Origin of the sequence: Bacillus sp. FSL R9-9497 (assembly GCF_038005805.1) — a bacterium.
Lineage (GTDB): Bacteria > Bacillota > Bacilli > Bacillales > Bacillaceae_G > Bacillus_A > Bacillus_A cereus.
This window is the reverse complement of sequence record NZ_JBBOTY010000001.1, coordinates 4,591,269-4,606,135: the sequence shown is the minus strand read 5'-3', so window position 1 is coordinate 4,606,135 and position 14,867 is coordinate 4,591,269. Positions and strand designations below refer to the sequence as shown.

Genomic DNA, 14,867 nt, shown 5'->3' with positions numbered 1-14,867 from the left:
GTTCATACTATAACGGGGAGAGGGAGAGTCTGTGCAAATTGTAAAAAAGGAGAAATTTGTTTTAAAAGAGTTTACGTTTGAAAATGGTAGAGAAATTCCTGTTCAAATGGGATATGAGACATATGGTACTTTAAATAGAGAAAGGTCAAATGTGATTTTGGTTTGTCATTATTTTAGTGCAACAAGTCATGCGGCAGGAAAATATACAGTGCATGATGAGGAGTCTGGTTGGTGGGATGGGCTAATTGGACCTGGAAAAGCAATTGACACAAATAAGTATTTTGTTATATGTACGGATAATCTTTGTAATGTGCAGGTGAGGAATCCATATGTAATTACAACAGGACCGAAATCAATTAATCCAGAAACTGGAGAAGAATATGCTATGGAGTTTCCGGTTTTTACATTTCTTGATGTAGCTCGTATGCAATATGAGTTAATAAAAGGTATGGGAATTTCAAGGTTACACGCTGTAATCGGACCGTCGGCGGGGGGAATGATTGCACAACAATGGGCGGTTCACTATCCACATATGGTAGAGCGGATGATTGGCGTTATTACGAACCCACAAAATCCAATTATTACGTCAGTAAACGTAGCGCAAAATGCGATTGAAGCAATTCAACTCGATCCAAGTTGGAAAGAGGGGAAATATGGAGAACAGCAGCCGATAAAGGGGCTTCATTTAGCAAATAGAATGATGTTTATGAACGCGTTTGATGAGCATTTTTATGAAATGGCATTTCCTCGTAATAGTATAGAGATAGAACCTTATGAAAAGTTTGCTACACTAACATCATTTGAAAAAGAAATAAATAAAGCGACATATACAAGTATAGAGCTAGTAGATGCAAATTCATGGATGTATACTGCGAAGGCAGTTTTATTGCATGATATTGCACATGGGTTTTCTTCACTAGAAGAATCTCTTTCTAACATAGAAGCGAATGTACTTATGATTCCGTGTAAACAAGATTTGCTTCAGCCGTCTCGTTATAATTATAAAATGGTAGATATTTTGCAAAAACAAGGAAAATATGCGGAAGTATATGAGATAGAAAGTATAAATGGGCATATGGCAGGAGCATTGGATATTCATTTATTCGAAAAGAAAGTTTATGAATTTTTGAATCGGAAAGTATCTAGTTTTGTGTAGAAGGAAAATGATGGGGAAAAGGTGCAGTGTTTGAAGTAGGCACCTTTTTTTACATGATTTGTAGACGGAAAATATATGTAGCAATTGCTATACCGAAAAACGCTATGCTAAGCAATAGAAATAAGAATGACATTTCTTGTGGCGATTTTATCTTTTTATTATTTTTCATACTAAGTACAATAATTGCAGCGAGTAAGAACACAATGCCTATAATGAAAAGAAAAAGCGTCATTTTAATCGACTCCTTTCATAAAACAAGTATATTGAGGATACAATGTGCTAGTTATGTTTGTAAAGAATAAGTTTTACGAGAAAATTGAGAAATAGCTTTTCGATTCTTTGCGTTCTTTCTTTTGCATGCTAAAATTGGTAGAGAATGTTTGTGAAAAAGAAACTAAAGGTTTTATTGTATATAAGGAGGAACTACATATGACAGAAGTTAAAACAATTACTACAGAAGAGGTACAAGAGCGTTTAGAAAATGGAGAAACGTTATTTTTAGTAGATGTAAGAGAAGATGAAGAAGTAGCGGCAGGAAAGATTCCAGAAGCTGTACATATTAAAATGGGCGATATCCCACATAAAGTAGATTTCTTTAATAAAGAGAATGAATATATCTTTATTTGTCGTTCAGGAATGCGCAGTGAAAATGTATGTCATTATTTAAATGAACAAGGGTTTAAAACAGTGAACATGGTTGGCGGTATGCTTCAATATGAAGGTGAAACGAAATAGTTAATTGTAAAAAACTTGAAACGAGTCTGTTTCAAGTTTTTTTCTTTTGCATACAGTATAAAAAAGGAGGAGGGGTAAATGGGGATTAATTTGCGTAAAGTAAAAATTATTAATAATACAGGAGCTGTTAATGTCGGTGACTGTTATGATCTCTCACCTTTAGCTGTAGCAAAAGTATATGCAGGTGCTGGAGGATCGAGTGCGGCTATTTTTTTAAATGGAAAAAGGCAGCCAGAAGCGGTCATTAGAACATCAGTATTTCTTCCGCCTTTGGCAACGAGTACACGTACGTTAGGTTCATAGAGGAAAGGTAGAGTGTAATTATGCCTGCTCATATAAAAGAGTTTGTTATTGTGAATAACACTGGAAATATATTTACCGGTGATAATTTGAGCGACACTTCATTTACTGCTTCGAAATCATATAGTGGTTCAATGGGGTGTACTTGGATTGATGTTGTTACAGTAATAGGGACGGAGACGAAGCTTTGTTTACAGCCGGGAGATTCGGTGACGACGACGTATACAAGGGGCACTCCTGCTGGTACTGTAACAGGAGCAAATATGGGGCAAAATGTAAATACATCGAGTATAGCGCAAGCTGTCCCTAATACAGATAATATGGATTCAATTGCAGGACTCCCTTAAGAAATTAAGGGAGTTTTTATTATTCAAAATAAAAATAGTCTTGGAAATTATTTTTGTAAATAGATTAAGAAGAGGCTTATTTATTATGAAAAAGACGGTTTGTAGGCGGTGAAAGTGTGAAGAATCGTGATAATAATCGGAAGCAAAATTCGTTAAGCTCTAATTTTAGAATTCCACCCGAACTTATTGGGCCTACTTTCCCCCCTGTTCCAACTGGATTTACAGGTATAGGGATTACTGGTCCAACCGGTCCACAAGGCCCAACAGGACCTCAAGGACCAAGAGGATTACAAGGTCCGATGGGGGAGATGGGCCCGACAGGACCTCAAGGTGTGCAAGGGATACAAGGATCAGTTGGGCCAATAGGTGCAACTGGAGCAGAAGGACAGCAGGGCCCACAAGGATTGAGAGGACCACAAGGAGAAACTGGAGCGACAGGACCTCAAGGGGTGCAAGGGTTACAAGGTCCGATTGGTCCAACGGGAGCGACTGGGGCACAAGGTATACAAGGGATACAGGGATTACAGGGGCCAATTGGAGCGACGGGACCTGAGGGACCTCAAGGAATTCAAGGTGTCCAAGGGTTGCCGGGTGCAACTGGTCCACAAGGAATACAAGGAGCACAAGGGATACAAGGAACACAAGGACCGAGTGGAAATACAGGTGCAACCGGAGCAACTGGTCAGGGGATAACAGGCCCGACTGGAATAACAGGTCCAACTGGGATAACTGGACCATCTGGAGGACCTCCTGGTCCGACGGGGCCGACTGGTGCGACAGGTCCGGGCGGTGGACCGAGTGGAAGTACAGGTGCGACTGGAGCAACTGGGAATACTGGAGCTACAGGAAGTACAGGGGTAACAGGAGCAACGGGAAGTACAGGTCCGACTGGAAGCACGGGAGCACAGGGCTTGCAAGGAATCCAAGGGATTCAAGGGCCAATTGGGCCAACAGGTCCAGAAGGTCCACAGGGTATTCAAGGTATTCCTGGTCCGACGGGAGTAACTGGTGAACAAGGAATACAAGGAGTTCAAGGTATTCAAGGGGCAAAGGGAGCAACAGGGGATCAAGGTCCACAAGGGATACAGGGGGCTATAGGGCCTCAAGGGGCCACAGGAGCAACAGGAGATCAAGGTCCACAAGGAATACAAGGAGTACCAGGGCCATCAGGAGCAACAGGCCCACAGGGAGTTCAAGGGATACAAGGTCCGATGGGGGATATAGGACCAACAGGTCCAGAAGGCCCAGAGGGACTTCAGGGCCCGCAAGGAATACAAGGTGTGCCAGGGCCAGTTGGAGCAACGGGTCCAGAGGGTTCCCAGGGGATACAAGGTATTCAAGGACCGGTAGGAACAACAGGCCCACAAGGTCCACAAGGAATTCAGGGAATACAAGGTGTGCAAGGGATAACGGGAGCACCTGGAGTACAAGGAGTAACTGGAATTCAAGGGATACAAGGGGAAATAGGAGCAACGGGTCCAGAGGGTCCCCAAGGAGTGCAAGGTGCTCAAGGGGGGATTGGTCCAACAGGTCCGATGGGTCCCCAAGGTGTGCAAGGAGTACAAGGAATTCAAGGAGCGACGGGCGCACAAGGAGTGCAAGGTCCACAGGGAATTCAAGGAATCCAAGGTCCGACGGGGGCAACAGGAGATACGGGAGCAACAGGTGCGACAGGGGAAGGCACTACAGGCCCAACAGGAGTAACCGGTCCAACAGGGGTAACAGGCCCATCTGGAGGACCAGCAGGACCGACCGGCCCAACGGGGCCATCAGGTCCGGCGGGAGTAACTGGTCCATCTGGTGGACCACCTGGCCCGACAGGAGCAACAGGTGCGACAGGAGTAACAGGAGATACTGGGGCGACAGGCTCAACTGGAGTGACAGGAGCGACAGGAGAAACGGGAGCAACCGGAGTGACGGGTTTGCAAGGTCCGCAAGGAATCCAAGGTGTGCAGGGAGAGATAGGTCCGACGGGTCCCCAAGGTGTTCAAGGTCCCCAAGGAATTCAAGGAGTAACGGGGCCCACTGGAGATCAAGGTCCGCAAGGGATTCAAGGCCCACAAGGCGACATAGGTCCAACCGGCCCACAAGGAATTCAAGGCCCACAAGGTTCTCAAGGAATCCAAGGAGCGACAGGGGGAACAGGAGCACAAGGTCCACAGGGAATCCAAGGTCCGCAAGGTGACATAGGTCCGACTGGGCCACAAGGTCCAACTGGAATCCAAGGGATACAAGGAGAGATAGGTCCAACAGGTCCAGAAGGCCCAGAGGGACTTCAGGGCCCGCAAGGAATACAAGGTGTTCAAGGGCCAGTTGGAGCAACGGGTCCAGAGGGTCCTCAGGGGATACAAGGCATTCAAGGACCGGTAGGAGCAACAGGCCCACAAGGTCCACAAGGAATACAGGGAATCCAAGGTGTGCAAGGGATAACGGGAGCAACTGGAGCACAAGGAGCAACTGGAATTCAAGGGATACAAGGGGAAATAGGAGCAACGGGTCCAGAGGGCCCCCAAGGAGTGCAAGGTATACAAGGGGCGATTGGTCCAACCGGTCCGATGGGCCCACAAGGAGTGCAAGGTATACAAGGGATTCAAGGAGCAACAGGTGCACAAGGAGTGCAAGGCCCACAAGGGATTCAAGGGATACAAGGTCCGACGGGAGCAACAGGAGATACGGGGGCAACCGGAGCGACGGGAGAAGGAACTACCGGTCCAACAGGAGTAACCGGTCCAACAGGGGTGACTGGCCCGTCAGGAGGACCAGCAGGACCGACCGGCCCAACGGGGCCATCAGGTCCGGCAGGAGTGACAGGTCCATCAGGTGGACCACCTGGTCCGACAGGAGCAACAGGAGCGACAGGAGTAACAGGAGATACCGGGGCGACAGGCTCAACTGGAGTGACAGGAGCGACAGGAGCAACGGGAGCAACCGGAGTGACGGGTTTACAGGGCCCGCAAGGAATCCAAGGTGTTCAAGGAGAGATAGGTCCAACCGGTCCACAGGGTATTCAAGGTCCACAAGGAATCCAAGGAGTAACGGGGGCAACAGGAGCACAAGGTCCCCAAGGAATTCAAGGCCCACAAGGCGACATAGGTCCAACCGGCCCACAAGGAATTCAAGGTCCACAAGGTCCTCAAGGAATCCAAGGAGATACGGGGGCAACAGGAGCACAAGGCCCACAGGGAATCCAAGGTCCACAAGGTGACATAGGTCCGACCGGCCCACAAGGCCCGCAAGGAATTCAAGGCCCGCAAGGAATTCAAGGTCCAACGGGAGCTACAGGAGCAACCGGAGCGACAGGTCCCCAAGGAATTCAAGGTCCACAAGGAATCCAAGGCCCGCAAGGAATTCAAGGTCCAACGGGAGCTACAGGAGCAACCGGAGCGACAGGTCCCCAAGGAATTCAAGGTCCCCAAGGAATCCAAGGCCCCCAAGGAATTCAAGGTCCAACGGGAGCTACAGGAGCAACCGGAGCGACAGGTCCCCAAGGAATTCAAGGCCCGCAAGGAATCCAAGGTCCAACGGGGGCTACAGGAGCAACCGGTTCACAAGGTCCAACTGGAGATACAGGTCCAACCGGAGCTGGAGCCACTGGAGCGACCGGGGCGACTGGAGTTAGTACAACTGCAACGTATGCATTTGCGAATAATACATCAGGAACCGCTATTTCCGTTTTATTAGGCGGTACGAACGTACCATTACCGAACAATCAAAATATTGGCCCAGGAATAACCGTTAGTGGTGGGAATACTGTATTTACAGTTGCGAATGCAGGAAACTATTATATAGCTTATACAATTAATTTAACGGCAGGATTAGTTGTAAGTTCTCGTATAACTGTAAATGGCAGTCCGCTTGCGGGAACGATAAACGCCCCGACAGTGGCTACTGGTTCATTTAGTGCAACAATAATCGCTAACTTGCCTGCTGGAGCTGCTATTAGTCTGCAGTTATTTGGATTAGTTGCAATAGCTACATTATCTACGGCAACGCCAGGAGCTACTCTAACTATTATTAGGTTAAGTTAATAAGAAGAAAACCTTGGGGCTTTTATGCTTCAAGGTTTTTTTATCTTTGTATTTGTAAGTAAACCTCGTTAACCAAGGGGAAGTGGATCCCCTCTAATTATTTAGAGTTTCACTTTATTCACTTGAGCAAAAACATCGCAGTTCGAAAATATATTATAATAGAATGAAAAGAAAGAAATTTGGCAGAAAGGGAGGGTGGCGATGAAGGAGATGGTTAAAGATTTTTTTGGACGCCCACTTCAAGATTTACGTATATCTGTCATTGATCGTTGCAATTTTAGATGTACATATTGTATGCCAGCGGAAATATTTGGGCCAGAATATGCTTTTTTGAAAGACGAGTTTTTACTAACTTTTGATGAAATTGAGCGTTTGGCAAAATTATTTGTTAGCATCGGTGTACGGAAAATTAGACTTACTGGCGGTGAGCCACTGCTTCGTAAAGATTTAACAAAACTTATTGCACGTCTTGTGAAAATTGATGGGCTAATAGATATAGGGTTAACGACAAATGCTATTCATTTAACGAAACAAGCGAAGGCATTAAAAGAAGCTGGATTACATAGAGTGAATGTTAGTTTAGATGCGATAGATGATGACATATTTAAGAATATTAATGGTCGAAATATTAATACGAAACCGGTAATTAAGGGAATTATAGCAGCTAAAGAGGCGGGCTTGGAAGTAAAGGTAAATATGGTTGTGAAAAAAGGGATGAACGATCATCAAGTACTACCGATGGCTGCGTATTTTAAAGAGCAAGGAATTCCGCTTCGGTTTATTGAGTTTATGGATGTTGGTAGTACAAATGGGTGGAATTTTGATCAAGTCATTACAAAACGAGAATTGATTGAGATGATTCATAAGGTGTATCCGCTTGAGCCAGCTGAAGCGCATTACTTTGGTGAAGTTGCAAAGCGATATCGGTACGTTGGAACAAATGTTGAAGTTGGTTTTATTACATCTGTTTCTGAGTCATTTTGTGTCTCTTGTACGAGGGCGAGAATTTCGGCAGATGGAAAGTTTTATACGTGCTTATTTGCGACAGATGGTTTGGATGTAAGAGAACTTCTTAGAGGAAATCTTTCGGATGAGGAGTTATTAAGTGTTATACAAGATGTATGGATGAATAGAAAAGATAGGTATTCGGATGAACGAACAGAAGAAAGTGCAAAAAATCGTCCGAAAATCGAAATGTCTTATATAGGAGGATAAGAAAGGGGGGTATCGCATGCAGGAGCGATATTCAAGACAAATATTATTTTCTGGTGTTGGAGAAGAAGGACAGAGAAAAATAAGAGAGAAGCATGTGCTTATTATTGGTGCTGGTGCTCTCGGTGCGGCAAATGCAGAAGCGATTGTTAGAGCGGGTGTTGGAAAAGTAACGATTGCTGATCGTGATTATGTAGAATGGAGTAATTTACAAAGACAACAACTATATACAGAAGAAGATGCAAAGCAGTATAAACCGAAGGCGGTAGCGGCAGCAGAGCATTTAAGAGCGATTAATTCTGAGGTGGAAATAACTCCTGTTGTGACGGATGTAACGGTGCAAGAAATGGAAGAATTAGTGAATGATGTAGATTTAATATTAGATGCGACAGATAATTTTGAAACGCGCCTTCTCATTAATGATATTTCACAAAAGTATAATCTTCCGTGGATATATGGTGGGTGCGTTGGAAGCTACGGAGTAACGTATACAATTTTACCAGGGAAAACACCGTGTTTTCGCTGTTTAATGGAGCATCCGGCGAGCGGAGCAACATGTGACACAGCTGGTATTATACAACCGGCAGTACAATTAGTAGTTGCGCATCAAACTACGGAAGCGCTGAAAATATTAGTAGAAGACTACGGAGCGCTTCGTGAAACGATGTTATCATTTGATCTTTGGAATAATCAACAGATGGCATTTAAAGTGAATAGGCAGAAAAAAGATACTTGTTTATCTTGCGGAAGGTTACGTACATATCCGAGTTTAACATTTGAAGCACAAACGAAAACAGAAGTGTTATGTGGGCGAAATACAGTGCAAATTCGTCCAGGTGTGCGGAAGAATTTTAATTTGGAAGAAATTAAAAAGCGCTTACAAAGAAGCGTAGAGATAAAGGCGACACCTTATTTATTGTCGTTTCCGGTAGAAGAATATCGTTTTGTTTTATTTACAGATGGCAGAGCTTTCATTCATGGGACGAATGATATAAATGTAGCGAAAAGTTTATATGCAAGATATATAGGTTGAACCTAAAGGAAATCCTTTAGGTTCAACGGAGAAAGGATTATGAATTTCTCGTATAATCTCCACTTTTTCCACCTGTTTTTTCAAGTAAGTACGTTTCGCCGATAATCATACCTTTATCGACAGCTTTACACATATCATACACAGTAAGAGCGGTAGCCGAAGCAGCTGTTAAAGCTTCCATTTCAACACCGGTGCTACCTTCTGTTTTAACTTTTACTTTAATGAGTAAACGATATTGTTCTTCTGATTGTTTCCAATCGAAAGAAACGTCAACACCTTTTAATAGTAAAGGATGGCACATTGGAATAATATCAGAAGTTCGTTTCGCAGCCATAATGCCTGCGATTTGCGCAACTGCTAATACGTCACCTTTCCCAATTTCATTGTGAGAGATTTTATCGTAAATTTCTTTCGTAACGACAATGCTAGAGCACGCAATTGCTGTTCGAACGGTTGCTTTTTTGTCACTTATATCAACCATCTTCGCGCGTCCTTGGTCATTAAAGTGTGTAAATGAAGACATGGAATTCCTCCTTGAAGTAATTTCTATTGAATATATAAAGTTTAATCGAGATGAAAAAAATTGCAAATATGAGGTGAGAAACGATGGTAGAAAAACGAATTCCAATTCAAGTTGCTGAGGCAGTAGAACGGGTAATGAAATATGCAAAGCATGGTGAAGTAGAAGAAATTTCTATTACGGAAAGTTACGGGAGAATTCTCGGGGAAGATGTTGTCTCAGATCATGACGTTCCTCATTTTGATCGTTCCCCTTACGATGGTTTCGCCATTCGAGCAGAAGATACGAAAGAAGCAACTCAAGAGAATCCAGTTGAATTTGAAGTAATAGGAGAAATCGGGGCGGGTTCTGTTTTTACAGAAGAAGTAGGATCTTTTCAGGTGGTTCGTATTATGACAGGAGCAGCTATTCCAAAAGATTGCAATGCAGTCGTAATGCTAGAGCTGACAGAAGGGTTTGAGAAGAACGGGAAAACATATATGAAGTTAAAACGCCCTTTTAATAACGGTGACAATGTGTCATTTAAAGGAGAAGATATAAAACAAAATCAAGTTCTCGTTCAGAAAGGCGTTGCAATTAATCCAGGTGTTGCCGCCTTATTAGCAACGTTTGGATATAGCACTGTGAAAGTTGTAAAACAGCCTGTTGTCGGTATTGTAACGACAGGAAGTGAATTATTAGAAGTACATGAGCCATTAGAACCGGGGAAAATTAGAAATAGTAACTCGTATATGATCGCAGCTCAAATTATGAAAGCTGGCGGGAAAGTTCGTTATTATGGTCAACTCGCGGATGAGTTAGATGCATGTTTTACAGCTGTTCAATCAGCGGTGGATGAGGTCGACATTTTAATTACAACAGGCGGTGTATCAGTAGGAGATTATGACTACTTACCAGCTATTTATGAAAGGTTACAGGCAAATGTACTCTTTAATAAGATAGCCATGAGGCCCGGAAGTGTAACGACAGTAGCTGAAGTTGATGGAAAGTTACTCTTTGGTTTATCAGGAAATCCGTCTGCTTGTTATGTAGGCTTTGAATTATTTGTGCATCCAATTATAAAAACGTATTTGTATGCGAAGGAACTTCACGTATATAGAGCGGATGCTATTTTACAAAAAGATTTTCCAAAGCCAAATCCATTTACTCGTTTCGTAAGAGCGAACGTAACAATTGTGGACGGGGCGTTACAAGCGATGCCAGTTGGTTTAGATAAATCGAGTGCGGTATCTTCACTTGCAGATGCGAATGCTTTTATCGTGTTACCTGGAGGAACGAGAGGATTTGAGACCGGAATGAAAGTATCCGTATTATTGTTAGAGCACTCTGAGGGATGTGATTGGCCATGGGCAAAGCCCCTTCAATCTTACAAATAGTAGGATATCAAAATAGCGGGAAAACAACACTTGTTGAGAAAGTGGTGCATGCATTAGCTGAACGAAAAATGAAAGTTGCTACAATTAAACATCACGGGCACGGAGGCTTTCCAGAAGTAGCGCAAAAAGATAGCGAAAGACACCGTAAAGCTGGTGCTGTCGTAAGTAGTGTAGAAGGTGCTGGATTGCTTTCACTTTCTTCACTAAGAAAGAAATGGTCCTTGGAAGAAATTATTTGCTTATATGAGTTTTTTGAAGTGGATACAATTTTAATAGAAGGCTATAAAAAAGAGAATTACTCGAAAGTAGTGTTACTTCGTTCTGCGGAAGACATTGAGCTTTTACATAAAGTAGAAAATATAGTGGCGGTTATTACGTGGTATGATGTTCCGGCAAATATACGAGAAGAATATAAAGTATTTCATATAACAGAAGAAGAGTTGTACATAGACTGGTTTTTACAAACGGTTAGGAGTGCGAAATGATAAATACATATTATGAAGTAATTGATACAGAAATCTCGATTGAAGAAGTAACGAAGAAAGTAATTCGACGTGAATGTGGTGCTGTTACAACATTTATTGGAACGGTTAGAGAGTTTACGAAAGGGCGTCGTACATTATACTTAGAGTATGTTGCGTATAAGACGATGGCAGAAAAGATGCTAGAGAAAATTGGCTTGGAAGTGAAAGAGAAATGGCCAGGTACATACGTTGCGATTACACATCGCATCGGTACGTTGCAAATTTCTGATATAGCGGTTGTTGTTGCTGTTTCAACACCACACCGTAAAGCGGCTTATGAAGCGAACGAATATATTATGGAACGCATAAAACAAATTGTGCCGATTTGGAAAAAGGAGTTTTGGGAAGATGGTGATTCATGGATTGGTGATCAATTAGAAAAAACACCATATCCGGCGGGAGAGCCTGGGAAGGAGCTATAAGTATGATTAGAGTATTGTTATTTGCGCACTTGCAAGAAGAAGCAGGGACAAGTGAATTACAAATAGAAAAAGAAAATATTACGGTTGCACAGTTAAAAGATGTTGTTGCGAACGAATATAATGTACCAGTTTCAGAGCCAATTATGGTTGCGATTAATGAAGAATACGCAAATGAAGATGACAGGGTTCAATCTGGTGATGTTGTTGCACTAATTCCACCAGTGAGCGGTGGTTAATATTGGATTCATTAAAACGATTTTCCTACATAGGGAAAGTCGTTTTTTTATGGCAGTTTTGAGAACACTAATCTATAGAACAAGGAGGGAACTATGAAAAAAATATGTGTAGTTATCACAATGCTATGTGTGGCCTTTTTCTCTTCTCCAAGCGATTCTTTCGCGAAAGAATCAAGAGAACAGCTTTTAGAGAGTGCATTATCAAATAGGTACTATTCAGTTATTAGACAAGTGACAGAAGATCAATATGAATGTGCTTCAGTTATAGATATAAAGCGTCTCGGCAAGAAAGATGAATTTGTTCCTAGATACGAAGTGAAGCTACAATTTCTTACATTTCAAGGAGCGCATAATCCGCCGAACGATAAAGTTACGCTTACTTTGGAAGATCATTTAGATCACGTAAAGATAAAGAAAGTGGAGCGAGAAAAGAATGTTTCTGACGTTATTGCAGAAAAAGTTTGTGAACGGGAAAAAGAAAAAATAAAAGCTCACTCTAACGACTTAGAGTGATAATCTATGGCATTTAGTAAAGAAAGGTAATGAGTGATGGATATATTTTTAGCGATTTTACCAGCTATATTTTGGGGAAGTATTGTGCTATTTAACGTAAAACTGGGCGGGGGCCCGTATAGTCAAACGCTCGGAACAACGTTTGGAGCACTTATTTTCTCAATTGTTGTTTATATTTTTATGAAGCCAGTATTAACACCTACCGTTATCGGAGTTGGAGTTGTGTCAGGTTTATTTTGGGCGCTTGGTCAGGCGAATCAATTGAAAAGTATTGATTTAATGGGTGTTTCGAGGACGATGCCAATTTCAACAGGACTTCAATTAGTCGCGACGACTTTATTTGGCGTTATCGTATTTCATGAATGGTCCACGACAATATCGGTCGTCCTTGGGATTTTAGCGCTCGTTTGTATTATTATCGGTGTTATTTTAACATCGCTTCAAAGTGAAGAAGAAAAGAATGCAGAGCAAGCAGCAAACTTTAAAAGAGGTATCGTAATTTTATTAATTTCAACAGTCGGTTATTTAGTTTACGTAGTAGTAATTAGGTTATTTAACGTAGATGGCTGGTCGGCTTTGTTGCCACAAGCAGTTGGTATGGTGTTAGGTGGGATTTTGCTTACCTTTAAACATCATCCATTTAATAAATATGCAATTCGAAATATTATTCCAGGATTAATTTGGGCAGCTGGAAATATGTTTTTATTCATTTCACAGCCGCGTGTTGGAGTCGCAACAAGTTTCTCGCTATCGCAAATGGGAATTATTATTTCCACGCTTGGTGGGATCCTTATATTAGGTGAAAAGAAAACGAAACGTCAATTAACGGGTATCGTTGTCGGTATCGTTTTTATTATCGCAGCCGGAATTATGTTAGGTATAGCCAAAAGTTAAAGGAGGTATGGAAATGTATAGTGATTTAGCAGGGAAAGTTGTCGTTATTACAGGATCAGCAACTGGTCTCGGAAGAGCGATGGGAGTGAGGTTTGCTAAGGAAAAAGCGAAAGTGGTTATTAATTATCGCTCACGAGAATCAGAAGCGAATGATGTGTTAGAAGAAATTAAAAAGGTAGGCGGCGAAGCGATTGCTGTAAAAGGTGATATAACCGTCGAATCAGATGTTGTGAATCTCATTCAATCTGCTGTGAAAGAGTTTGGTACGCTTGACGTTATGATTAATAATGCAGGGATAGAAAACGCGGTACCATCGCATGAAATGCCGCTTGAAGATTGGAATAGGGTAATTAATACAAATTTAACAGGTGCTTTTTTAGGAAGTCGTGAAGCGATTAAATATTTTGTAGAACATGATATTAAAGGGTCTGTCATTAATATGTCTAGTGTTCATGAGAAAATTCCGTGGCCACTATTTGTGCACTATGCAGCAAGTAAGGGTGGTATTAAACTGATGACAGAAACGTTAGCGCTAGAATATGCGCCAAAAGGTATTCGGGTAAACAATATTGGACCAGGTGCAATTAATACGCCAATTAATGCCGAAAAGTTTGCTGATCCAAAACAGCGGGCTGACGTAGAAAGTATGATACCGATGGGCTATATTGGAAAACCGGAAGAAATTGCAGCGGTAGCAACTTGGCTTGCTTCATCAGAGTCGAGTTACGTAACTGGAATTACGTTATTTGCAGATGGCGGAATGACTTTATACCCATCGTTTCAAGCTGGGCGTGGGTAATATGAAAAGGACAAAGAGTTTTATCTCTTTGTCCTTTTTACAAAAAAAATAGCGTTCAGCTATTTTAAATTTAATGATTAATTGTATCTTGAAGAAATTCTGTTGCTTGATGTTCAGTAACATTTTGTACGAGCGCGACTTCGCTAATCATCATTTTTCGGGCATTATCTAGCATTTGTTTTTCGCTCGCATTTAATGTTCTCTCTTTATTACGGCGAAGTAAATCCCGAACCACTTCTGCGCTATCTTGTAAATTGCCATTTTTCATTTTTTCCATATTCATTGTATATCTTTGTTTCCATGAGAGTGATGGGTCTGACTCCCCGTTTTGAAATTCAAGAAGTATATCATCTAACGTACCTCGATCAACGATATAACGAATACCTGATTTTTTTAATTGTTCCATCGGAAGCATTACTTGCATATCTTTACTAATGATGCGTATCACACAATATTGACGTGAAGTACCTAATATTTCTTTCTCTTCAATTGCTTCGATAATTCCTGCACCGTGCATTGGATAAACGATTTTATCACCAATTTGAAACAAATCATCCACCTCCATATGTGGTAACCACTTTTAATGATAGCACACTTATATAAAAATGTCAAATTTTATATAATAACATAACATTTATATTCGAGTCAATAATGTAAAGTGCTTTTTTTATGTTTTTTTGAACATATTTATCCCGCATTAACGGGCAATAAGACCCCCACCTCAAAATTCAGTGAAAGCAAAGAAGTTAGGTGGGGGTCGGGCTGATTAAAG

General features: G+C 42.0%; 17 protein-coding genes. 14 read left to right on the top strand and 3 right to left on the bottom strand.

Annotated elements, in window-relative coordinates; all coding sequences use genetic code 11:
• The first annotated feature begins 31 nt into the window (after nt 1-31).
• Nucleotides 32-1,156, top strand: a complete 1,125-nt coding sequence (locus tag MKY21_RS23775) for an alpha/beta fold hydrolase (RefSeq protein WP_001167628.1) — start codon at nt 32-34, stop codon at nt 1,154-1,156.
• Between the two features lie 49 nt (nt 1,157-1,205).
• Here MKY21_RS23775 and MKY21_RS23770 read toward each other — a convergent pair whose 3' ends face one another.
• Nucleotides 1,206-1,388 (bottom strand): hypothetical protein, encoded by a 183-nt coding sequence (locus tag MKY21_RS23770; RefSeq protein WP_000171881.1) that lies wholly within the window; start codon nt 1,386-1,388, stop codon nt 1,206-1,208.
• A gap of 197 nt (nt 1,389-1,585) precedes the next feature.
• On the opposite strand from MKY21_RS23770, the gene MKY21_RS23765 reads away from it, so the two are divergent.
• The 6 genes from MKY21_RS23765 (at nt 1,586) to MKY21_RS23740 (ending at nt 8,811) form a co-directional block, all read left to right on the top strand.
• Nucleotides 1,586-1,891: a rhodanese-like domain-containing protein gene (locus MKY21_RS23765; RefSeq protein WP_000141207.1), complete on the top strand. Its 306-nt coding sequence runs from the start codon at nt 1,586-1,588 to the stop codon at nt 1,889-1,891.
• A gap of 78 nt (nt 1,892-1,969) precedes the next feature.
• Nucleotides 1,970-2,194: a spore germination protein gene (locus tag MKY21_RS23760; RefSeq protein ID WP_000512465.1), complete on the top strand. Its 225-nt coding sequence runs from the start codon at nt 1,970-1,972 to the stop codon at nt 2,192-2,194.
• 20 nt (nt 2,195-2,214) lie between these two features.
• A complete protein-coding gene (locus MKY21_RS23755) occupies nt 2,215-2,538 on the top strand; it encodes a hypothetical protein (RefSeq protein WP_001110848.1) in 324 nt (107 codons plus the stop codon).
• Between the two features lie 116 nt (nt 2,539-2,654).
• A complete protein-coding gene (locus tag MKY21_RS23750) occupies nt 2,655-6,566 on the top strand; it encodes a BclA-related collagen-like exosporium protein (protein WP_341077490.1) in 3,912 nt (1,303 codons plus the stop codon).
• Nucleotides 6,567-6,767: 201 nt separating this feature from the next.
• Nucleotides 6,768-7,781, top strand: coding sequence for a GTP 3',8-cyclase MoaA (moaA, locus tag MKY21_RS23745; protein ID WP_000661857.1), 1,014 nt, complete (start codon nt 6,768-6,770; stop codon nt 7,779-7,781).
• A gap of 16 nt (nt 7,782-7,797) precedes the next feature.
• Complete coding sequence (locus MKY21_RS23740) at nt 7,798-8,811, top strand: molybdopterin-synthase adenylyltransferase MoeB (RefSeq protein WP_001158107.1); 1,014 nt, start codon at nt 7,798-7,800, stop codon at nt 8,809-8,811.
• Between the two features lie 37 nt (nt 8,812-8,848).
• Here the strand turns inward: MKY21_RS23740 and moaC are convergent, their stop codons facing one another.
• A complete protein-coding gene (gene moaC / locus MKY21_RS23735) occupies nt 8,849-9,334 on the bottom strand; it encodes a cyclic pyranopterin monophosphate synthase MoaC (RefSeq protein WP_000094148.1) in 486 nt (161 codons plus the stop codon).
• An 83-nt stretch (nt 9,335-9,417) separates the two neighbouring features.
• On the opposite strand from moaC, the gene moeA reads away from it, so the two are divergent.
• From moeA to MKY21_RS23700, 7 genes are all read left to right on the top strand, one after another.
• The gene (moeA, locus tag MKY21_RS23730; RefSeq protein ID WP_341077487.1) at nt 9,418-10,707 is read left to right on the top strand and encodes a molybdopterin molybdotransferase MoeA; all 1,290 of its coding nucleotides are present in this window, start codon (nt 9,418-9,420) and stop codon (nt 10,705-10,707) included.
• Nucleotides 10,677-11,192, top strand: a complete 516-nt coding sequence (gene mobB, locus MKY21_RS23725) for a molybdopterin-guanine dinucleotide biosynthesis protein B (RefSeq protein ID WP_098330890.1) — start codon at nt 10,677-10,679, stop codon at nt 11,190-11,192. Before moeA ends, mobB begins: the two co-directional genes overlap by 31 nt.
• Entirely contained in the window at nt 11,189-11,653 is a 465-nt protein-coding gene (gene moaE / locus MKY21_RS23720) for a molybdopterin synthase catalytic subunit MoaE (protein ID WP_000611226.1), read from the top strand. Before mobB ends, moaE begins: the two co-directional genes overlap by 4 nt.
• 2 nt (nt 11,654-11,655) lie before the next feature.
• Nucleotides 11,656-11,889, top strand: a complete 234-nt coding sequence (gene moaD, locus MKY21_RS23715; protein ID WP_000621778.1) for a molybdopterin converting factor subunit 1 — start codon at nt 11,656-11,658, stop codon at nt 11,887-11,889.
• A 93-nt stretch (nt 11,890-11,982) separates the two neighbouring features.
• Entirely contained in the window at nt 11,983-12,402 is a 420-nt protein-coding gene (locus tag MKY21_RS23710; RefSeq protein ID WP_000717679.1) for a DUF3888 domain-containing protein, read from the top strand.
• Nucleotides 12,403-12,438: 36 nt separating this feature from the next.
• Entirely contained in the window at nt 12,439-13,296 is an 858-nt protein-coding gene (glcU, locus tag MKY21_RS23705) for a glucose uptake protein GlcU (RefSeq protein ID WP_000350861.1), read from the top strand.
• Nucleotides 13,297-13,309: 13 nt separating this feature from the next.
• Nucleotides 13,310-14,095, top strand: a complete 786-nt coding sequence (locus MKY21_RS23700; protein WP_137074272.1) for a glucose 1-dehydrogenase — start codon at nt 13,310-13,312, stop codon at nt 14,093-14,095.
• Nucleotides 14,096-14,165: 70 nt separating this feature from the next.
• Here MKY21_RS23700 and MKY21_RS23695 read toward each other — a convergent pair whose 3' ends face one another.
• The gene (locus MKY21_RS23695) at nt 14,166-14,660 is read right to left on the bottom strand and encodes a CarD family transcriptional regulator (RefSeq protein ID WP_000451446.1); all 495 of its coding nucleotides are present in this window, start codon (nt 14,658-14,660) and stop codon (nt 14,166-14,168) included.
• Nucleotides 14,661-14,867 lie beyond the last annotated feature (207 nt).